This window comes from Clostridium sp. BL-8 (assembly GCF_002006495.1).
Classification (GTDB): domain Bacteria; phylum Bacillota; class Clostridia; order Clostridiales; family Clostridiaceae; genus Clostridium.
In genome coordinates, this window is sequence record NZ_LZZL01000015.1 from 53372 (window position 1) to 76546 (window position 23175).

17 protein-coding genes and 1 tRNA gene are annotated in these 23175 nt (G+C 29.8%); 5 read left to right on the forward strand and 13 right to left on the reverse strand.

Going from position 1 to position 23175, the window contains the following annotated elements; translation table 11 throughout:
* Position 1: 1 nt before the first annotated feature.
* From CLOBL_RS07310 to CLOBL_RS07345, 8 genes are all read right to left on the reverse strand, one after another.
* A complete protein-coding gene (locus CLOBL_RS07310; RefSeq protein ID WP_077858419.1) occupies positions 2-2356 on the reverse strand; it encodes a formate C-acetyltransferase/glycerol dehydratase family glycyl radical enzyme in 2355 nt (784 codons plus the stop codon).
* Positions 2357-2579: 223 nt separating this feature from the next.
* On the reverse strand, positions 2580-3983 hold the full coding sequence (locus CLOBL_RS07315) for an FAD-linked oxidase C-terminal domain-containing protein (protein WP_077858420.1): 1404 nt from the start codon (positions 3981-3983) through the stop codon (positions 2580-2582).
* A 3-nt stretch (positions 3984-3986) separates the two neighbouring features.
* Positions 3987-5177 (reverse strand): FAD-binding protein, encoded by a 1191-nt coding sequence (locus CLOBL_RS07320; RefSeq protein ID WP_077858421.1) that lies wholly within the window; start codon positions 5175-5177, stop codon positions 3987-3989.
* Between the two features lie 62 nt (positions 5178-5239).
* Positions 5240-6028 (reverse strand): electron transfer flavoprotein subunit beta/FixA family protein, encoded by a 789-nt coding sequence (locus CLOBL_RS07325; RefSeq protein WP_009168003.1) that lies wholly within the window; start codon positions 6026-6028, stop codon positions 5240-5242.
* A 448-nt stretch (positions 6029-6476) separates the two neighbouring features.
* Positions 6477-7175, reverse strand: a complete 699-nt coding sequence (locus tag CLOBL_RS07330) for a FadR/GntR family transcriptional regulator (protein WP_077858422.1) — start codon at positions 7173-7175, stop codon at positions 6477-6479.
* A 344-nt stretch (positions 7176-7519) separates the two neighbouring features.
* On the reverse strand, positions 7520-8446 hold the full coding sequence (locus CLOBL_RS07335; protein WP_077858423.1) for a hypothetical protein: 927 nt from the start codon (positions 8444-8446) through the stop codon (positions 7520-7522).
* Positions 8447-8463: 17 nt separating this feature from the next.
* Positions 8464-9036: an RNA polymerase sigma factor gene (locus tag CLOBL_RS07340; protein WP_077858424.1), complete on the reverse strand. Its 573-nt coding sequence runs from the start codon at positions 9034-9036 to the stop codon at positions 8464-8466.
* 235 nt (positions 9037-9271) lie between these two features.
* Positions 9272-10114, reverse strand: a complete 843-nt coding sequence (locus CLOBL_RS07345; protein ID WP_077858425.1) for a patatin family protein — start codon at positions 10112-10114, stop codon at positions 9272-9274.
* A 403-nt stretch (positions 10115-10517) separates the two neighbouring features.
* Between CLOBL_RS07345 and CLOBL_RS07350 the strand changes: the two genes are divergently transcribed.
* Both CLOBL_RS07350 and hydE read left to right on the forward strand, forming a co-directional pair.
* Positions 10518-13181 carry a cation-translocating P-type ATPase gene (locus CLOBL_RS07350; RefSeq protein WP_077858426.1) on the forward strand — a complete coding sequence of 888 codons (2664 nt, stop codon included), beginning with the start codon at positions 10518-10520 and terminating at the stop codon, positions 13179-13181.
* A 94-nt stretch (positions 13182-13275) separates the two neighbouring features.
* Positions 13276-14325 (forward strand): [FeFe] hydrogenase H-cluster radical SAM maturase HydE, encoded by a 1050-nt coding sequence (hydE, locus tag CLOBL_RS07355; protein WP_009167997.1) that lies wholly within the window; start codon positions 13276-13278, stop codon positions 14323-14325.
* Between the two features lie 105 nt (positions 14326-14430).
* Here hydE and CLOBL_RS07360 read toward each other — a convergent pair whose 3' ends face one another.
* The gene (locus CLOBL_RS07360) at positions 14431-15159 is read right to left on the reverse strand and encodes a DUF3298 and DUF4163 domain-containing protein (RefSeq protein ID WP_077858427.1); all 729 of its coding nucleotides are present in this window, start codon (positions 15157-15159) and stop codon (positions 14431-14433) included.
* 306 nt (positions 15160-15465) lie between these two features.
* Between CLOBL_RS07360 and CLOBL_RS07365 the strand changes: the two genes are divergently transcribed.
* Positions 15466-16410, forward strand: a complete 945-nt coding sequence (locus CLOBL_RS07365; RefSeq protein ID WP_077858428.1) for a polysaccharide deacetylase family protein — start codon at positions 15466-15468, stop codon at positions 16408-16410.
* 76 nt (positions 16411-16486) lie between these two features.
* On the opposite strand, the gene CLOBL_RS07370 is transcribed toward CLOBL_RS07365, so the two are convergent.
* Positions 16487-17512: an anti-sigma factor domain-containing protein gene (locus CLOBL_RS07370; RefSeq protein WP_077858429.1), complete on the reverse strand. Its 1026-nt coding sequence runs from the start codon at positions 17510-17512 to the stop codon at positions 16487-16489.
* A 385-nt stretch (positions 17513-17897) separates the two neighbouring features.
* Here CLOBL_RS07370 and ispF point away from each other — a divergent pair, with 385 nt between their 5' ends.
* The gene (ispF, locus tag CLOBL_RS07375) at positions 17898-18377 is read left to right on the forward strand and encodes a 2-C-methyl-D-erythritol 2,4-cyclodiphosphate synthase (protein ID WP_077858430.1); all 480 of its coding nucleotides are present in this window, start codon (positions 17898-17900) and stop codon (positions 18375-18377) included.
* A 141-nt stretch (positions 18378-18518) separates the two neighbouring features.
* On the opposite strand, the gene CLOBL_RS07380 is transcribed toward ispF, so the two are convergent.
* Positions 18519-19193: a hypothetical protein gene (locus CLOBL_RS07380; protein WP_077858431.1), complete on the reverse strand. Its 675-nt coding sequence runs from the start codon at positions 19191-19193 to the stop codon at positions 18519-18521.
* A 356-nt stretch (positions 19194-19549) separates the two neighbouring features.
* Between CLOBL_RS07380 and CLOBL_RS07385 the strand changes: the two genes are divergently transcribed.
* Positions 19550-19954, forward strand: a complete 405-nt coding sequence (locus CLOBL_RS07385; RefSeq protein WP_009167991.1) for an HNH endonuclease signature motif containing protein — start codon at positions 19550-19552, stop codon at positions 19952-19954.
* 164 nt (positions 19955-20118) lie between these two features.
* On the opposite strand, the gene CLOBL_RS07390 is transcribed toward CLOBL_RS07385, so the two are convergent.
* A tRNA-Gly gene (locus CLOBL_RS07390) sits at positions 20119-20193 on the reverse strand.
* Positions 20194-20322: 129 nt separating this feature from the next.
* The gene (locus CLOBL_RS07395; RefSeq protein WP_077858432.1) at positions 20323-22815 is read right to left on the reverse strand and encodes a methyl-accepting chemotaxis protein; all 2493 of its coding nucleotides are present in this window, start codon (positions 22813-22815) and stop codon (positions 20323-20325) included.
* Positions 22816-23175: the final 360 nt, after the last annotated feature.

The window sequence follows — 23175 nt, forward strand, 5'->3', positions numbered from 1 at the left end:
GCTATATATCTCCATAACTTGTTCTAGCTATAATTTCATTTTGCAATTCTCCTGCAAGTTCAGTAAAATATGCGGTATAGCCTGCTACACGTACAGTCAAACTTCGATAGTTCTCTGGATTCTTCTGCGCTGCTAATAAATCTTCTTTTCTTAAAACATTAAATTGAATATGTGGTATTTCTAAATCTACAAATGCTCTTAAGAACCTTGAAAATTTATCAATTCCTGTTTCTGTTTTAAAGAACTCAGGTAGGAATTTCATATTTAATAATCCACCATTAGTAGTTAACACGTTATCTAATCTCGACACTGATTTTAAGACTGCAGTAGGTCCTGCAATGTCCCTTCCATATACAGGTGACATTCCCCCATCTGCTAAAGGAGATCTTGCATATCTTCCATCTGCAGATGCACCTACATTTTCACCCATTGGAACATGCGCCGATACTGTATACATTCCAGTATGATATGGGCCTCCACGATAATTTGTATAATTCTTAAGCTTTTTATTAAAGTATCTAGCCCATTTAGCTCCAATCTCATCTACCCATTCAATATCGTTACCATATTTAGGTGCTCTATTTAACAACATTGCTCGTACAATTTCATATCCCTCAAAGTTATTTTGTAGTGCTTTTAATAATTCTTCTTTAGGGATTCTTTTCTCATCATAAACTAAAAGTTTAATCGCAGCCAAGCTATCTGCTAAATTTGCAACTTGTATCATTTGAATTCCTGATAAATTATATACTGCTCCACCTGCTGTAACATCAATTCCTTTTTCTATGCAATCATCAATAACGGATGATAAAAATGGAGATGGTAGAACATCTATATGGGCCTTTTCAACTTGCTCGCATGCTAAAATCATCTTATCTACAAAATAATCTATCTGCTTAGAAAAAGCTTCCTCTAAATCTTCATATTTATTATAAGTAGTTAAATTACCTAAATCTAAACCTATTAAGTCTTTTGTCATTAAGCATCTTCCATTATTTAGCGTCAATTCTAATACTTTATTCAAATTAAACATTGCCGCATCACTCCACCCAAGATTGTTCCCTTGAGTGGTAAGTTCCACGCACCCTACAATCGCATAATCTCGTGCATCCTTTTCATTAATGCCTAAATCTATCATTGCTGAAATCACTGCTTCATCATTGAAATATTGAGGCATTCCACTTCCCTTTGCTACAACCTTTATACTTTCTTTTAATAGCTTCTCACTTGTTTCCTTATGCAATCTCACAGATAAATTTGGCTGAGGTAAACCTAAATGCTCTTGCGCTTTTAAAAATAAGAAAGATAATTCATTAGAAAAATCATTCCCACTTTCATCCTGCCCACCAATTGCAATATTAAATCCTATCGGAAACCCTGCAAAAAATTTAGCGCTATGAGAATTCCTTAAATACACAATTTGATTAAATTTAAGCCAAAGACATTCAATAATTTCTAGCACTTCTTCATTATTAAGCGTTCCATTTTCTATATCCTTCTTATAATATGGATATAAAAATTCATCCATTCTCCCTGGTGAAAAAGATGATGCATTGGATTCCATATGAAGTATGACAAATAAAAACCAAATTGCCTGCACAGCTTCATGAAAACTCTCCGCTGGTCTTATTGAAAGATTTTTGCAGTTTTCAGCCACTTTGAGCATACTTGCTTTCAGATTTTCATCGGTCTCTTTGTTTACTTTTTCTATCATTAATTTATGATATCTAAGCATAAATTCTTGTGTACCTTCCATTGCAATAATAACACTTTCATAGAAATCTCTATTTTCCCCACCTGCATTTTTTATTTTATCAAATGCTCTCTGTTTTATTCCTTCTGGCCCTAATTTAAGCCATTCTTTACAATTGGGACAAATATGCCCTTGAGCATGATCCTTTTGGTTTATCTTTACTACCTTTGAAATCTCATTAATTTCTTTTCCATACCTTGCTTTAATGACATCCTCTAATGAATGTCCCTCCCAATAAGGCTTAATAATTCCACGGAATTTCTCTATACCTTCTGCTCTTACATTGAATTTATCCTGAGGTCTAGTTGGAAGACTTTCAAATTCCTTATCAATCCATGAACTTCCGCTCTCTGGAAATACTACTCCATATCTAACACCCTTTGTACGATTCCCAACAATTAATTCTTCTGCTTCAACACCGATTTTTAATTTTGAAAGAGAATTTTTTAATGCTAATGCTCTTTTTATAATAACTGGCTTATCTTCATTTTCTTTGTATGCTTCTGTTATAATAAGTGCTTGTTCAATTGATGCATATCTTTTTTCAGATAGCATCTTTTCTTTTAACTTTTCAATCCTTTGAGACATTATTATTTGCTCCATTTCTCTTTCTCCTTTCAGCTTATTTAATATTGTTTATTATTATTATATTTTAATTTTATCTTGTTTTGAATTATTTTTCAATATATTTTTATTATTTAATATAGTTTTTTCCATTATGTGCTGAATTATTCTCTATATAAAAAACACTATCGTATTATTAATTTTTAATATACGATAGTGTTAAACTGTATCTGATTATCTTATAAAATTTACTATAATAATTTTATTCACATACTTTTCCTGGATTTAATATATTCTTAGGATCAAAAGCCAATTTTATTCCCTGCATTATGTTTATACATTCATCAGGTAAAGATTGCTTTAAATATCCTTTCTTTGCAAAGCCTATACCATGTTCTCCTGAAACCTGTCCTTTTAATTCTTTAGCCTTATCATACATGATCTGCATAACCTCATCTAGTTTTGCATGCCATTCATCTTCTTTTAATTCATCTCTTAATATATATACATGCAAGTTTCCATCTCCAGCATGCCCAAAACTTTTTATTCTTACATCTGCTTTATGCTCAAGCTCGTGTGTAAAAGTTACAAACTCTCCAATTTTATTTCTTGGAACAACAACATCAACTTCGTCCATTTCGCTAGTTAGAGCCTTGATCGCCTCAAGAAAACATCCTCTAGCTGACCATATTGATTCCTGCCTTTCTTCTGTATCTGAAATAAATACATCTAGTGCTCCTGCTTCTAAACAGATATTTGCAACATTTTCATAATCCTTTTCAATTTCTTCTGTGGAATTTCCATCGAAAGTTAACAATAAGTATGCATCTGAAGATTTATCTGGGAAGCTTTTTCCTAAAAATTCTTCTGCTGCAAGGATAGCTTCTCTCTGCATAAATTCAATTGCTGTTGGTATTGATTTAGATTTAATTATTTTAGGAACAGTTTCTATTGCTTGTTCAAGGCTGCCAAAAGGTATAAGAAGGCTTACTGCCTTTTTAGGAAGTGGTAATAGTTTCAATATCGCCTTTGTTACTATTCCCAAAGTTCCTTCAGAACCAATCATTAAATCCTTCAAGGAATAACCCGAACTATTTTTAACAACTTTACCTCCTAAATTAACTACATCTCCGTTTGGAAGAACAACTTCAAGTCCTCTTACATAATCTCTAGTCACTCCGTACTTTACAGCTCTCATTCCACCTGCATTAGTACTTATATTTCCACCTATTGTTGCTGATTTTTCACCTGGATCTGGAGGATAGAACAAATCAAATTCTTCAACATATTTACCAATATCCATAAGCAATACGCCTGTTTCTAAGGTAAGAGTCAAATTTTCATCATCTAATTCTAATATTTTATTCATTCTACTAAGATCGATAACTATTCCACCTTTAAGAGGAACTGCTGCCCCTACAAGACCTGTACCCGATCCTCTTGGAGTTACTGGAATGTTATTCTCATAAGCATACTTCATTACTTTTGAAACTTCCTCTGTACTTATAGCTTGGATTACTATGTCAGGCATTTTTTTAATTCCACCTAGTTCATCATGACTATAATCTTCATTTATTTCACTTCTAAAGAATACTCTTTCCTTATCATTTTCTGCAATAGCTAATATATATTCATAATCCTTTAATTCAACTTCTTTATAACTCATAGCCTATGCCTCCTTAGCAAGTTTTATCTTTTCTATTAATTCAGGAATTACCTCATACATATCTCCAATAACTCCATAATGTGCAACCTTGAATATTGGTGCTTTTTCATCTGTATTAATAGCAAATATATAATCCGAATTATTCATTCCAGCTGTAAACTGAACTGCTCCTGATATACCACAAGTTATTATCAGCCTTGGTCTTACAGTTCTTCCACTTAATCCAATCTGTCTTTTTGCATCGACCCAGCCTGCTTCAATCAATGGTCTAGTACATGCAAATTCTGCATTTAAAGCTTTAGCTAATTCCTTTACCATTTCTAAATCTTTTTCTGACTTAATTCCTCTTCCAGCTGCTACGATGACTTCTGCATCACTTATACCTACCTCTGAAGCTTTTTTCTTTATTTCAAGAGCTGTAATTCCAGATTTTAATTTTTCCTTACCTATTTTACAATTAACTATTTCACCTTTAATTTCTTCGCTTCTTTTTGGAGCTGTCATAACTTTATATCTAACAGTTGCAAGTTGTGGTCTAGAATTTGGAGTAACTATTTGAGCCATTATATTTCCTCCAAATGCTGGTCTTATCTGAACTAAGTCTGTATTTTCTTTTATATCTAAGATTGTGCAATCCGCTGTAAGTCCTGTTTTAAATCTTGCTGCTATTCTTGGTGCTAATGACCTCCCTATTGTAGTCGCTCCAACTAATAGTGCAGTTGGCTTTATATTATTTATAAAATCCTCAAAGGCAGCTGTATATGGCTCTATTCTAAAACATTCTAATTCTTTATCATCATATACAAAAACCTTATCTACTCCATAATGCAAAAGCTCTTCTGCTTTGTGAGAAATATTGCTGCCTACAAATACTGCATAAACAGGATGATTTATTTTACCTGCTAATTCTCTAGCCTTTCCTATTAGCTCATAAGTAACTGGATGTATCTCTCCATCTACATGGTCAACATAAACTCCAATTCCATTCCAAGCACTTTTATCTATTTCCTTAACTTCCTCTTCTATATATTCAACTGCACCCTTAGGTCCCTTTTTGACACAAAGCCTACACATCTTACATGCTCCACTTATTTCAACTTTTCCATTGTTATTCTCAAGAGCACCAAAAGGACAAATTTTTATTAACTCTTCAATATTTGTTATCTTATCTTGATTTATAACCAATTTTGCCATAATCTCGTCTCCTTCTTTTACTTAAAAATATTAAAACATTTCTTAATCTTACTGTCCCTTAGCTAAATGAATTTCAATGCCTTTAACTTATTCCCTATTCTTTTACTTAATTCATTTGAACTTCCTGTCCACATCTCTCTGTCATTATTAACTTCTGGTGGAAATATTCTTTCCACTTGAGTTGGTGAACCGTTTAATCCATAATTTTTTTCATTTTTATCATTGAAATCATTAAGACTAAATATCTTAATTTCTCTATCCTTTGTAGATAATTTCTTTTTATAAGAAGGTAATCTTGGCTCAAAAATTCCTTTATCTACTGTAATCAAACATGGATATGCTATTTTTACAGTTTCAATACTTTCAGGCATGTCCATTTCCACTGTAATAAATGAATCTTCTATTTCAATTATACTTTTTACATTTGCTACATGAGGTATATTTAACCACTCTGCCATTTCAGGTCCAACTTGAGCTGTATCTCCATCTGTAGTCTGCTTACCACAAATTATTAATTGAAAATCTCCCATTTCTTTAACACCTTGAGCAATTGTATATGATGTAGCTAAAACATCAGCCCCTCCAAATCTTCTATCTGATAGCAAGGCTCCTTCGTCTGCTCCCATTGTATAGGCTTCTCTTATTACGCTTAACGCTTGATTAGGTCCCATACTCAAAACTTTAACTGTTCCACCTTTATCTTCCTTAATATTTAATGCGGCTTCTAAGGCATATAAATCATATGGATTCATTTTTGAGTCTATACCGTCTCTTTTTAACACTCCAGTGACTGGATCAACTTCTACTTTTGAAGTTCCTGGTACTTGTTTAATACACACTAAGATATTCATAATAACTTTCCTCCTAAAAATTTATATTTTAAAGTTTACTTACTATGTAGCACTAGTCATAATTTTCACGCTTTGCGTATAAGTGGATAGATATGATTTTATCTTTGGATTTTTATTAACTTGTCATACCAATTTATAATTGGTATGACCAATTTCTAATTTAATTATAGATCTCTTAATATCCGTTGTAAAGAATTGTTATTTTTTTAACAGAAAATGTTTACATGGCACATATTTTTTTATAACTTAGCAATCATGTATTATTAAGTATTTTTTATAATATTAATTTAATTATTATCTTTAAAAAAACTTCATAACTTAGGTTTAAATTCATTTCTTTTATATTGGCTTGTTTAAAAAATAACAAAACAAATACTGGAATAATCAGTACAACTTGAATTATGCTGATTATTCCAGTATATCTCTTCTATTTATTTATAAAGTAAGTCTAATTTTCATAGCCATAAGCTTTTCTGATTAACTCAAAATGTTCTAACATGGCATTATACGCTTTTGATTCATCCCTCAGCTTCAAAGCTCTTACTATATTTTCATGTATCTCTAGCAAATTTTCCTTAGTGTTTCCCGCATGCAAAATTTGCATTCTAAATTTCTGGATAAATTCATCCACAAGCTGTGATATAACGTCAAGAACATTTAATAGTAATACATTCCTTGTGGATTTTGCAATTAAGTAGTGAAACTTAATATCTAATTTAAGGCTTTCTTCTTCACTTTCTGCAATATACATTCTATCTAAAATTGCTGTCAAAAGATCAAGTTCATTGTCCTCTATATTTTTAGCAGACAATCTAGCACACTGTAACTCTAATGTTTCTCTTAAATCATACATTTCCTTTGGTGAGCTTTCCTGCAACATAAACATGACTGAAATAGGCTCAAATAGTGAATTATCAAAATTTGTTTTTATGTAATTTCCTGCCCCTTGCCTGCTTTCTACTAAGCCAACCACCTCTAGAGCTCTTAATGCTTCTCTAACCGATGTACGTGATACTCCAAGAGATTCTGCCATCTCCCTCTCTGACGGTAATCTGTCGCCCTTTTTTATATCTCCCGATTTTATTTTATTTTTGATTTCTTCTATGACTTGATCATACACTTTTGGATTCTTATTAGCTACGAACATATGTATCTCCCTTATTTACTGATTATCTTTAAGTTTATATTTCCTTTAGACACGTATAAGAAAATAACATCGCATTAATACACGTTTTCTAGTTAATTATTTTTTTATATGTCTCCTAATACATTATACATCAAAGATAACTTAAATCCTACAATTACATATGATGAGAACTATTCTTCATCTTAATTTCTAAATATTTTTTATTATTAACCTATTAAAGAAGTAATATGCTTTTTTTATTGTAAATAAATTTCTATATTCTCACCAAACATTAAACGGGAATATCGCATCTTTAATTAATAAATAAGGCAAGTGAAACACTTGCCTTACTATTTCTTATCCTACTATTGTTGTAAAATTCTAATATAATCTGTTGCAAATTCTATAGCTGCATCAATATCTGAAGAATTTTTACCGATGTCTAAATAATATTTTACTCCATTATATGTCCAGAACATATTATAATGTTCTTCACTACTAATTGGTTTATGTTCCATATCATTCCCAAAACTTCCATCATCATACATTTTAAAACCATAGTTAAATTTCTTGTCCTGTAAAATTATACATTCAGTATTATCAATATTCACTTCTTTTATATTATCTTGAACGTTTTTTTGAGGTGCCTCTACATCTTTAGATAGAGTAATCCTAAATTTATGTCCTTGATCATCTACATATGACGAACTAGCATAACTATCCAACTCATAATCTTTTTCAAGTTCCTCAAAAATCTTATCATCATCTAACGCCTTTTTTAATTTATCCCTTATTTTATCTTCATCTTTATATTTTACACGAGCACACACAATAACTCTTGGAGCTAGAGCAAAACTGTCATCGCTTTTATAGGTATACTTACCAATTTCACCGGGTAAATTAACCTTGAAGCCAAGCTTTCTTTCCATATCAACCTTATTTTTCTCTGTTAGTACTTTATCCCCAACACTAAACCAGACTTCTGTATCTTCTGGCTTTTCTATAACATTTCCAGATTTATCAGGTACAAATATAGTTTTAAGTGCATCTTGTGCAGTAACTCTTGCTCCTGGAAAGAATGTAAAAACTCCACTAATGACTAATGCCACACAACATACAGATACTAATACTGTCCTTTTTACATTTTGAATATTATAGTATCTTTTTTTACTTATTCCACTCTCCTTCCTGTTCCAAGACTCGGTGAAAACATCTCTTGAAATTTCAATATTGGAAAGATTATCATCTATAACAGATTTTAGCACATTATCTAAATAATATTTATTCTTCACTTTAATTACACTCCTTTCTATTTAGCTGTACTTATTCCATGCTCCATTTCAATACAGCTACTTAACTGCTTTTTCAAAGCAGCTCTTGCATAAAACAAGCGCGATTTTATTGTAGCTTTGAAACATCCTGTAACTCTTGAAATTTCATCTATAGACATATCATTATAGTAATATAGAATAACAACTGTTTTTAAATTTTGGCTTAAATTATTTATGGCATTTTCCATAATATTCTTTATTTCGTACTCATCAATTACATTATTACTATCTCTATTTTTATCATAAAATAGTTTCTCATTTTCTGATGTTATCTCTGTAGGAACTAAGATTGACTGTCTTTTTGACATTTCCCATCCAGTTCGGACAAGTATTTTAAAAAACCATACCTTAAACGCCTGCGGCTCTTTAAGTTTATTTATCTCAATAAAGCATTTCATATATGTTTCTTGAAGTATGTCCTCAGCTATTCCTCTATTCCCTGACAAGAAATAAGCAGTTGCTAGTGCCTTTCTTTCCACAGTTTTTAAGAGTTCACGAAATGCTTCCTTTTCTCCGTTCTTGCAACGCGTTACTATTTCTTCTATTTCCATATTTACACCTCTCTTTCTTTTGAAGCTCCTATTGTATAAGAGGAAAAAATTATTATAAAGGTTTTATAAATTTTATTTTTGTTATGATACACATAAAAATATTAACAACTTTATATATAAAATAAGAAAGAGTGATTGGCAATATTCCACTACTCTTTCTTATTTCTATACATATATTTACTTTTATATAAAAACCCAGCAGCATACTTGCCATAATTTCATAAATAAAAGCAACCTATTTTATATAACTTAGTATTTTCTCTTTATCTTTTATAACTAAATCATAACCATTTTCGTATATTGATTTCAGCCTAGCCTTATCTTTTTCAAATCTATTTATATTCATATCTACAGTTGGCCTTATTATAATCGCTCTTCCATCATATTCCAACTTATTACAATAATCAAGCTGTTCATTATATTTAATATGTCTGTCTCTTAGTACATTAGCTAATTTAGGATATTTATTTTTATAAAGTCTGTACGTCATCATGTTAGCTTTAGACTGTTTTTTCCTATATCCTTCATTTCTTGTTAGAACTATTATATTCCTATCATTACCATCAGCTATTGATTTATTAATTGGTATAGGCTCTAAGAGGCCTCCATCTGCATAATATTTACCATTAATTTTTTCGAATGGAAATACTAATGGTATTGCTATACTTGCCCTAAGTATGGAATTTCTCTTGTCTAATAAATCCTTATCAAAATACTCGTTTTCTCCTGATTCAATATTAAAAGCACCAGCTAGCATTTTTCCTTCAAATTCATAAAAGGCTTTGTAATCAAATGGACAATACTTATTTGGTATCTCATCAAACACAAATTCTAAATCCATGATAGATCTGCATCTAATTAGATTTCCATAGCTAATATATCTTTTATTGTCCATAAATCTTTCCATTATTTCTAGGTTTCTTCCCCTTTGCTTAGAAACATATGAATATGCATTAGTTGCTCCTGCTGATACTCCAATAATATATTTTAATTCTGCTTTTATATCTAAAAGTGCATCTAGTACACCTGCCGTAAATAGCCCTCTAAAGGCTCCACCTTCAAGTACAAGTCCAGTCATAAATTAAACCTCCACTCTTACTTAATTAGTTAATGTTATTTGTTTCCCATAATTATCTATTTTAAATTAAGATTTACAAAAAATAAAGTATAGAAAATATAATTCTCGATTCAAACTATATTAAGAGATATTAATTAACCTTTAAAGTATTTATCATTGACATTTTATCTTTTCTATAATATACTAATATAAACAGATAATATATATTTAAGAGGGAGTAGTTATAAATTATAACATCAACAATCTCGACTAACTTTTAGTCTGGTGTTATATGCCCTTGTGGTAACGAGACTTTTAATATAACTTCAAATTTTTGAAGTTATATTAAAAGTCTCTTTTTATTTATCCAAAATCTCCAAAGTAGCCTTATCCCTCTATTAAATTGGAAAGGACGATGATATAAATGAAAAAATACTTTTCAAAAACCATTGAAAAATCTCTTGAAGACTTTGATGTAACCTTAAATGGCCTGACTAACAAGAGAGCTGCTGAAACCTTAACTTCAGTTGGAGAAAACATTTTAAATGAGAAAAAGAAGAAAAACACTTTCTCTGTATTTCTAGATCAATTTAAGGACTTATTAGTGATTATTCTAATTGCTGCTGCTATTATTTCAGCTATGACCGGTAATATTGAAAGTACACTTGTTATTTTAATTGTTATAGTTATGAATGCTATTTTAGGGACTATTCAATATATTAAAGCAGAGCAGTCTCTTAATAGTTTAAAAGCTTTATCTGCCCCTAATGCTAAGGTTATTAGGGATGGTGTTAAAATTGAAATTCCATCTAAGGATGTTGTTCCTGGAGATATTTTAGTCTTGGAAGCTGGCGATCTAGTTGTTGCCGATGGCAGAATTCTAGAAAATTTCTCTCTTAAAGTTAATGAAAGTTCTTTAACAGGTGAATCAGAAAGTGTGGACAAGTTCTCAGAGATTATTGCAAAGGATGATGTTGCTTTAGGTGACCAAAAGAATATGGTTTTTTCTAGTTCATTAGTTACTTATGGTAGAGCTACTATCCTTGTTACCAATACTGGTATGAATACAGAACTTGGCAAGATTGCTTCTCTTATGGAATCAACTCAGGAGAAAACTACTCCACTTCAAGCCTCTTTAAATGACTTCTCTAAAAAGCTTGCAATTTCTATTATTGGAATATGTGCTATTGTATTTGGTTTAAGTATATATCGAGGTACAGATATTTTAGATTCGCTAATGTTCGCCGTTGCCCTTGCTGTTGCTGCTATTCCAGAAGCTCTAAGTTCCATAGTTACAATAGTACTTGCTATAGGTACCCAATCAATGGCTAAAGAAAATGCAATTATAAAAAAGCTTAAAGCTGTTGAAGGCTTAGGCTGCGTATCTGTTATTTGCTCTGATAAAACAGGTACTTTAACACAAAACAAGATGACAGTTAAAAAGATTTTTGTTGATAATAAATTAATCGATGATAATATAATAGACATTACCGACCCTAATACTAACTTCCTTTTAACAAGTTCTATACTTTGTAATGATTCTACATCTATAGATGGTAATGAGATTGGTGACCCTACAGAAGTAGCTTTAGTTAATTTAGGACATAAGTATTCTATGAATGAAATTGAATATAGAAATTCTTATGCAAGACTTAGAGAACTTCCTTTTGATTCTGATAGAAAGCTTATGAGCACACTTCATGTCATTGACGATAAATATATAATGATTACTAAAGGTGCTCTTGACGTATTATTAAATAGAGTAACCTCAATAAAGACATCAAAAGGCGTGCAGAAACTTTCATCTCAAGATAAAGTCAATATAAATAATATTAATAGTGAGCTTTCATCTCAAGGTTTAAGAGTTTTAGCTTTTGCTTACAAGGAACTTGATAAAAATAAAGAGCTGACTTTAGAAGATGAAACTGACTTTACTTTCCTTGGATTAATTTCAATGATTGATCCTCCTAGAGAAGAATCTAAAGCGGCTGTTAGTGATTGTATTAAAGCTTCTATTAAACCAATTATGATTACTGGTGATCATAAAATTACGGCTTCTGCTATTGCTAAGGAGATTGGAATTTTGCAGGAAGGTGACTTAGCTGTAGAAGGTTTAGAACTTGATAAAATGTCTGATGATGAACTTAATTCTAAACTTAAACATATTTCAGTTTATGCAAGAGTATCTCCTGAGCACAAAATAAGAATAGTAAGAGCATGGCAAGATAAAGGTAAAATAGTTGCTATGACTGGAGATGGTGTTAATGATGCACCTGCACTTAAGCAAGCTGATATTGGTATTGCAATGGGAATAACAGGTACAGAAGTTTCAAAAGATGCTGCGTCAATGATTTTAACAGATGATAACTTTGCAACTATTGTTAAATCAGTTACTAATGGAAGGAACATTTACGCCAATATAAAAAATTCAATTAAATTTCTTCTTTCAGGTAATATGTCAGGAATACTTGCAGTTCTCTATTCCTCACTATTAGCTCTTCCTGTTCCATTTGCTGCGGTGCATTTATTGTTTATAAACTTATTGACCGATAGCTTACCAGCAATAGCAATTGGTATGGAAAAATCTAAAAAAGATGTTCTAAAGGATAAGCCTAGAGATTCAAAAGAATCTATATTAAATAAAGATTTCATTAGAGAGATTTGTATTCAAGGTTTGCTTATAGGGGTATTCACCATGACTTCTTATCATATTGGTTTAAATACTGGTAATCATGGAATTGCAATGACTATGGCCTTTAGTACCTTATGTTTGGCAAGGTTATTCCATGGATTTAACTGTAGAGGTAAAAAATCAATTTTTTCACTTGGAGTATTCGCTAATAAATTCAGCTGGATTGCCTTTATAACTGGTGTTGTACTTGTAAACCTAGTCTTACTTGTACCTATCCTTCAAAGATTATTTGAAATAACTCCACTTGTAACTAACCAATTATTATTAGTTCATTTTCTTGCTTTCATTCCTACTTTAATAATACAAATCTTTAGAATAATTAAAGATTTCTTAGAAAGCATGGATGATAAACATCAAGAAAAAACTGCTAATATTTCACAAACTGAGGCTGCATAAATATTAACTTACAGCTTTAAGTATATTGTTGTTATATTTATAAATTATATAGTATACTAATAGCAATTACTTATATTTTAACTTAGGAGGATGTATGAACAAACTTATTGAAAGAGCTAAACTTACTCATAATTTAAATGAAGAAGAAATATTGCAATTATTACAAAATGATGATATAAATGAAGAACTTTTTAAAGCTGCTGATGATGTTCGTAATGAATGTTTAGGAAACTATGTACACTTGCGTGGATTAATTGAATTTACAAACATCTGTAAAAGAAATTGTATGTACTGCGGACTTAGACGTGACAATACAAACCTTAAAAGATATAGACTAACTCAAGATGAAATTGTTGATTTTGCAAAAAAAGCTGTCAGCTATGGTTACAAAACTATTGTTCTTCAGGGTGGTGAAGATGATTACTTCACCAAAGATAGAATGGTATCTATAGTAAAAGAAATAAAAAAATTAGGTGTTGCTTTAACATTAAGCTTAGGTGAAAAAACTTATGATGAATATAAGGCATTTAAAGAAGCTGGTGCAGATAGATACTTAATACGTATTGAAACCACTGATAAAAAACTTTATGAAGCTATGGATCCTAATATGAGCTTTGAAGAAAGATTAAATTGTCTAAAAAATTTAGGTGATTTAGGATATGAAGTTGGAAGTGGTATTCTTGTTGGACTTCCAAACCAGACTTTAGAGTCTATAGCTAAAGACATATTGTTTTTTAAAGAAATTAATGCAGATATGATAGGTGTAGGTCCATTTATTCCAAATGAAGATACTCCTTTAAAGGATGCAGAAGGTGGAAGTCTTACTTTAGCTCTAAAGGTTATGGCTATAACTAGACTAATTCTTCCAGACATAAACATTCCAGCCACAACTGCTATGGAATCTCTAGCACCTAATGGCAGAGTAAAGGCACTTCAAAGTGGAGCTAATGTTGTAATGCCTAATGTTACTGAAGGTGAATACAGGAAACTCTATGCATTATACCCAGGTAAGATATGCACAGGTGATACTCCAGCTCACTGCAGAGGCTGCATAACTGGAAAAATAACTGGAATTGGCAGAATTATTTCAGATGGTTATGGTTTTAGAGGAAATCAAAATATTAATGCTCATAATGCATATTAAAAACAACTTTTGAATTTTATAATAAAAGAAGATGTTCTATGATTTATAGGCATCTTCTTTTTACATCCATTCTATATGTTAATTTTCATATTATATTTAACTAGATTAAGAATAAATAAAATTTTTATCAAATGATTTCAATGGAATTTTGAATTCAGGAAATCCAAATACATATGGTGCCAAATCATATAATTGATAATAAATTATGAGATTATCTTCTTCTATATAAAAACTTTGATTATCACTAATTCCCTTAAACGAATCTCCTGAATCAAAATAATTTTCAGGATGCTTATTTATCTCTGTCTTTATTTCTTTATTTATTGTATCTTTATAATTATAACCTTCAGTAAATAATTCCTTTAAGCTTAATAATTTTTCTTGTTTTCTATCAATTGTATAAGAGCTCCTTGTTGTCATTCCATGAGCTCCTCCTAAATATTCATAATAATCATCATATAGACTAATAATTGAATTGCTATCCTTAGTTATTGTATATCTTGAATATATTTCATATGGAAATGTAGGCCTTTCTTTTTCTATTCCACCAAAATACTCCTCTGAAGTCTTTTCAGCTTCCTCTACCTTAGGCATGATATCGCTGGTTATTTTATCATTTATTGAGCTTATTTTCTTTTCATCATTTCCATTTATTAATTGTGGTATTTTTACATCCTCTTTTAAATATTCCAAATTCTTAATTATAGATTTTTCACCAATTTCAAGCTTACTCTCACTTTGCACCTGAGAACTTATAAACACTTGTTGTGGATAAGTTGTATATAACATTGATCCCATTATAATTATTCCCGCTATATTAGTTAAGATACCCATAATAACACCTCCTCAATCACCGAATTCATAGTACAGTTTTCCGTGTATCCACAAAATTAACATGTAAAATTATGTATATTAACATCTTTATAACATCTTATCCACAGGCACTTGTGGATAATGTTAATAAGTTGTACTATTTTTATATTATGCTACTCTTTTAGAAATCTTATTCCAATTCTCACATAACATAATTAAAATATGCTTTAATTTCCTATAAGTTTATGTAAATTTTATTATAATTTAGGATATAATGATAACAGAGTATTCTCTTCTAGCTTAATTAAGGAGGTAATCAACATATTTATGTCAAAAAGAATCGTCTCATACATAACTAAACCTTTATTAAAAAACGTTTTCAGAGTAGCAAAAGTATTAATTAGCTGCCTTATCTTATTTCTAATACTTTGTACATATTTAACATATTCTAATATTTCTTATAAAAAAGCTCTAATTAATAAGAGTAATTTCATAAATCACTCAGAAGCTGAGGCCAACATAAATGAGCATGCAAATTATAATAATAGTGAAGTTACTAAAAATCAAACTATGAACTCTTTTGACAAAGTTGATTTGGTTAATGATAACAGGGGTGTTCCTGTACTATATTATCATTCTGTCCGTGAAAGTGCTGATAATGAAGTTATAATAACACCTGAAAATCTAAAAGCTGAACTCCAGTATATACAAGATGAAGGCTATACAACCTTAACCATGAATGAACTTAGTGCTTACTTGTTGCATAATTCACCAATACCTAAAAAAAGTATAGTTATAACCTTTGATGATGGATATATGGATAACTATTATAATGCCTTTCCTATACTAAAAGCCCTAAATATGAAAGCAACTATATTCTGCATAACTTCTAATTTAGATGGCTCTTATTATCTATCAAAAGAAGCTATAACCGAAATGCTAAACTCTGGCATAGACATAGAAAGTCATACTGTTAATCATATTAAATTAAATGAACTACCATATGATAAACAATTACGTGAATTGCAAGAATCTAAGAAAACATTGGAGGAGATAACCGGAAGAGAAGTATATGCTATTGCTTATCCATTTGGACATTTCAACGATGATAGCATAAAGGCTGCAAAAGCAGCTGGTTATAAATTAGGCTTTACCACTAATAGAGGTTTATCTGATAGAGATGATGATCCATTTAAGCTTGATAGAATTTACATCAGTTCTAATTATGATATTACTACATTTAAAGAAATTTTAAATGGAACAAAAAAATAACCCCCAATTTTAATGAGAGTCATTTTTCAGCTCAGGCACATGAAAATAAATAACAGGTTCAAGGCTTACTTGAATATTATTCATCATCGTCAGCTTCGGTTGAATATTTAGGTAATTTTTGTTGATTACCTGAATTATTTATAATTATAGGTATATTATCTTTAGATATAACTTTATCGGTCTCTGAAAGCAATCCATATTTTATTGGTTGTCCACTAATGGTTATCAAAACTTTCTTACTTGAATCTATCATATTATTATCTGACGCATACTCTAACATCTTAGCTATAGCATCATCTACTCCATCATTTAGAATGTTAGTACTTTCAATAAGTTCTTTTCCTTTGTCCGTGTCCGAATATGCATATATAACTTTATTTGACTTATTGATACTTATTTTTATCCTCGAAGTCGTTTCAATTACAATTATACTTTGAGTTCTTCTATATTCAACAATTATACCGCTTGCAATCATTATAAGTATAACTAATAAAATAGAAATATGTATCTTAAAATCTCCTAAAAGCTTTTTCTCTTTACCTTCACATACTTCTCCAATTTTCACTTCAGCATCAGGTTTTATTTTAATGAATTCTCCTTTAGAAGTTATTATATATGCACTTCTTTTAAATAATTTAATTACTAATCCTTTATGTAGATTTTTACTTTTCCCCGAAATGCTTATTATTTTATCATCTTCTTTTAACTTTATATTAAGAGAATCCTGTATACACTTATAATTGGGGTTAACTAAAATTATGTAATATGCTATGATATAATCCTTGCATTTCTCCAAATAATCAGCTTTAATTCTTGTCGCTTTACTAACCTTTGATATAGGTAACTCCTTTTTTCTAGCTACCACTTCAAGCAGTTCCTCATCATTAATTATATAAAAAGCTATGTTTAAAGCAACATTTCTTTCCCTTTCTTTTAAAGGGAAATTAATCAGATCCTTGAGCAATACATTATACATATTTAATTCATTTAAAAATAAGGCTATTTGTCTGCTTTTGCTTTCATCCACTGAATCTCCAATTAATGACATCACTGGCATAGAAGCAAATACATACCTATTTTTATTAAAGCTAGAATTCTCCATATATATTAACACCTCTTTAAAATATTAACCCTTTATATAACTTCTTCATACTATGTATTATAGCATATAAAATTATATATATTAGACTTTATATGTTTAAATTTAATTTTAAAATAATATTTGGGAGCTAATTATATGAAGGGGAAAATTATATATGTAGATTTTATCAAAAAGCGCAGAGTAACCTTTATACATTTTATTGTAAATAGAATCCTTATCCTATTGTTAACTAAATTTAATCTTAAGAGCCACCCATCTCAAAGCACGGATACAATAAGAATCAAACGTAATTTTAATTAATTATCCTGGTAATATATTATTTTATATTCTCCTAATAGTATGTTAGAATATATACGATCTTAAAACATTGAAATGAGGTGACTATATGAGAGTTGGACTCGGATATGATGTGCATAAATTAGTTGAGAATAGAAAATTAATTTTAGGTGGAGTTGAAATTCCCTTTGAAAAAGGACTTTTGGGGCATTCTGATGCTGATGTCCTCATTCATGCTATAATGGATTCTTTACTCGGAGCATGTTCACTTGGAGATATTGGCAGACACTTTCCAGATACAGATAATAAATTTAAAAATATCTCTAGCATTGCATTGCTTAAAGATACTGGCAAATTAATTTCGGATGCTGGATATTCAATAAATAATATAGACGCCACAATAATAGCTCAAAAACCTAAAATGCTGCCACATATTGAAAATATGCGTGAGAATATATCAAAAGCTCTTAATATCGATATTGATAAAATTAATATTAAAGCTACAACTGAAGAAGGTCTTGGATTTACTGGTGAAATGCTTGGAATCTCCTCCCAAAGTATAGCTTCTGTTGAAAAAATAAATTTATAAAATGAAGATAACAAGTCAAAATGTAATTAGTTTTTCAGAAGGAAAACTAAACTTACATAATGACTTGTTATCTTTTTTAGTAATATTATTTCTTATCCCCACACTGGGTAAGAAATAACATATTTAATGGATTATTATATTTTAAAGTACCTGACTTAATTTTTTTAGTAAAGTATTTCTAAAAACTTCACCTTTGTCTGTATTGACTATAGCTCCACTACAAATATCCTTCCATTGTTCTATTGTAATCCCCATTCTGTCTTCTAATTCTTTTTCTGAGCTGGTTAATAATGTTGAAGAAATTACGAATTCTCCTAATTCCTGTGGTGTCTTAAAAATTTTTATATATATAAATTCCTTATTATTTCCCATCCATCTTTTATTAAAGTCCCTAAAGAATTTCCTTAACTCAACGTCAACTTCATGACTTGGCTTATTCCACAAGAAATCTAGAAATTCATAATCTCTTCTCATATTGAAAGCAGTTTCCTTACTTATTTTATTCGAGTTCTCTCCTTCTTGGATGATCTTATCTACTGTTAAATGCGGAATTCTAGTTATTATTCTTTCTCTTCCATATATCCATTTATAAAAAGCTTCCTGCAAAAATGAATATTGAATATATCCAATCAAACATCGCATATTAGGAACATATCCCCATATATTATTTATTCCATTTTTATTTCCAAATATAAGTGTATGAAAATAAACACTTTTCTCGGTCGGTGGTTTTTGCATAAACATATGCCCTCTTATTGTCTTGTTCTTACTGATAACGTTTTCCCAAAATTCAAAAGAATTATAATTTTCTCTCACTTTATTCACCTTCCAATTCAATATTTTATAAAATATAATATCTAGGTAATATCGGTTATGCTGTAAAGTATTAAGAAGACTTTTTTATTATAGATATTCATTTTTTAGTATTTTATTTTTATATTATTATTATACCACTTTTTGACTTTTATTTCCACATAATTGAATTTTATATTCTATATTAAAATTGATATTTTCTCTCCATTACTTTATAATATAAAATATTAAGGGATTTGATATGAAATCCAAATTTATTTTACTTTTAAACTATAAAAATCGTAATTTTTTATACTAAACTTTTTAAGACTATATATACCTTAAGGGATATATAAGGTGAATTCTAAGGAGGATTAGCATTGTCTTTATGTGAAATATGTAATTCTGAAGCTGATATACATCATATTGTTCACAGAAGTGAAGGTGGCTTTGATATAGAATTGAATTATAAATATTTATGTCCATCTCATCATCGCGGGAAGTATGGTCCCCATCAATCCAAAGAAGTTGATCTTAGATATAAATTAGATCTTCAAAATAGGCTATATGATATGTTAAAAAAAGATTACTACTCTTTTAAGGAATTAGCATTGGAATTAAATATTCCTAAAAATACCCTTAAAAGAATAACTAAAAATTTGAAGCTTTATAAAGAAGGTTATAAAAAATCAGAAGTGATTTTCAAAATAATGGGCGAAAATTTCTATTCGGAAGAAATGATTGTTAATTTAACTCTAGATAAATTGATTGAAGATAATTATTAAATTCTTAATTATAATATAAAATTAGAAAAACATTTTATTTACAAATTTTACACAAAAACAATCCACCTTCAAAAGGGTGGATTGTTTTTGTATTTTATTAAATTTCTATTCTGTAAAATTAATTTCCTATCAATTAATTTTTAATTTTTTCATCTAACAAACAATGGAGCGAAAGACGGGGCTCGAACCCGCAACGTTCACCTTGGGAAGGTGACACTCTACCATTGAGTCACTTCCGCCCACTTAGGCATAATTAGAATACCAAGCTAATTACATATTATAATAGTACATATGCTAGCCTTTCGCATTCGCCTATAGTAATTATATTCCTTTTTTACCACTGAAATCAATATTTAATTTGAAATATTTTACACAACATCCTCTTCTCTCATGTCATCTTCTTCATAATCTTCCTGGAACTCTTCTTTCTTAATATGCGTTTCATTCTCTTGCTCTGCATAAGTATCTAAATCTATATCTTTCTCTGCTGATATATTATTATCTTCTTTATTATCAGATTCATCTAATAATTGTGCTTGCCTTTCTTTCTCATCAATTATCTCTTCCTCTAATATTTCATTCTCTATAATTGTCTCGTCCAATTGTAAATCTAAATTTTCAATCTCTTTTATTTCCTCTATCTCAGCTTCTTCTCTAATAGTTTCTTGAATCTCTTCTTTTTCTACTGGTAATTCATAGTTCTCATCGCCTTCAGCTTCATTTAATGTTAATGCATTTTCGGAATTCTCATTTTCTAAATGTGCTTCTTCAATACTTGAATCATGTTCTTCAACATCTGAATTTGATTCTTCTATATTTAAAACTGCTTTCATATGACCTTCATCTTCATCAATCTTAAATTGTCTTACTTTTTCTCCAAGATCATTAGCTTTATCTAATAAAACGTCTGATCTAGTATTCACTTCTTCCGCAATTTGTGCAAGTTCTCCTGAAGAATCAGTCACTTGTTCTAATGAGCTTGATGTTTCTTTTATTTCTTCTGATAAGCCATATACCGTATCTACAATTGAATCCTTGTTATCGCTAATACCTTCAAACACCTTTTCTATGTCAGAAACCTTAGGTGTAATTTCTTTAACTAATTCTGCAATTTCTTCAAATGAACTTGATGTATTATAAATTATGTTCTTTTGTCTTTCAAGTTCACCATCCATATTTTCAGACTCTTCCACAAGCTTGTTTATTACATCCATAAGCCTCTTTATTATTACATAAATGTTCTTTGCTGATTCTTTACTCTTGTCGGAAAGCTTTCTGACTTCTGATGCTATAACATTAAAGCCTCTTCCTGCTTCCCCTGCACTAGCAGCTTCAATAGCTGCATTAAATGCCAATAGATTTATTTGCTCTGCAATTCCATTTATGATATTAGTTATTTCATTAACATTTTTCATATCGCTCTGTATATATTCAATGCTGATTGAAAATTTTTGAAAAGTATCATTAACATTCGTAATTCCAGTATTTAATTCTTTTATATTACTAGTTCCTTTTGAAGATTTATCGTTTATTACAAAAACATCTTTATTGATTAAATGAATTCTATCTTTAGCTAAATTTATTTCTTCTGCGAAGCTTGATAACTTATTTGTTATCACTTGAAAATCAGAGTTTTGCTTATTAGTATTTGCTGAAACTTCCTCTATAGATGCCGATATTTCTTCTGTAAGTACAGATAATTTTTCTGCAATTTCACTTAATGATAATGACCCATCTCTAACTATATTGGCATTATCTCTTACAGATCTTATCATTCCTCCAACGGACTTTTTAGCTTTATCAACGCTTAAACATATTTCACTTATTTCATCATTTGCCTTAATATATTTTTTATCAATTGAAGTATAGAAATCTCCCTTTGCAATACTATCTACATAAGTTTTAGCACCTAACAATCTATTTATCATTTTAATTATAACTCCAACAATTATCACAGATATTAACAATATCATAATTATTGTTATAACAGTATCAACAATTCCTAAGTTATTTAATGCACCTAACAAATCCTTTTCCTCAACAGTAACACCAATAGAAAGACCAGTATTTCCAATTGCACTGTATGATATATACATCGATTTGCCCTCGTACATATATTTCCCTATACCAGATTTACTTCCAGTAATCATATCTTTACCTATATTGTTTAATTGATCTAATGAACCTTTATCTGATGTCATGTTAGTTATATTTTTATTTTCACTTACTAAGCTCTGATCTTTTGCAACTATAAAATTTCCATTACTATCTACAATTAAAGAACTTCCTGTTTTTAAAAAGTTTGTTCCTTCATTTAATTTTGAAAAATCCTCACAATCTTTTACTGAGGTTATAACTCCAATTACATTATTTCCAGAATCTTTAATAGGCACTGAATAGGATATAACCTTTTTCTTTGTAGCTTGGTCTATATATGGATTGGTTATAAAATTATCTCCACCTATTGATTTCATAAAGCTTTGAGATGTTTTCATTTCTTTTTCATTTCCATCTGTATCTATTGAATGTCCATTTTTATCACTTATGCTCAGTTGTAATTGTCCAATTGTCTTTAGCGCTGGTTTTATAATTTCTATCTTATCCTTTAAAGGTATATTTGCATCACTAATTTGAGGATTACTTGCAACAACTTCAAGACTTTTAATCTCACCTTCTATTTGATCATTTGCTCTTTTTGCAGCAGCATTCGTAACATCTGACATTATATTAAGGTTACTTTCCCTTAAAGAGTCACTTGCAAATTTGTACCCTAACAGAGATAATACTATAAATGCCATAAGTAACATAGGTATTAAAAACATTATAATTTTAACCTTTATGCTTCTAATTTTTTTATTCATTTCTACCTCCTGAAGCAAGTACTAATATTTTCCTTACGGTACAATTCTATTGCAACATAATAAATTCTCTATTAAAATCTGATTAAATTCTTGTTAAAACAACTAAATATATCCTATTTAAATAAATTACTTCTAAAATTTTTTTGTTAATTTATTGACATGAAAAATTTGAATGCTTATAATTAAAAATATTAATATAATAATACGTTGATGAGGACAGTAAGCTAACATCTTATTTTCAGAGAGAGAATATGCTGGTGTGATTATTCTTAAATAAATTTAGACTGAAAACCACCTCTGAGTGACTCTAATAAAGTCCGTTATTATCACGTTACGATAAGTTTAAGTGACCTATTTTAT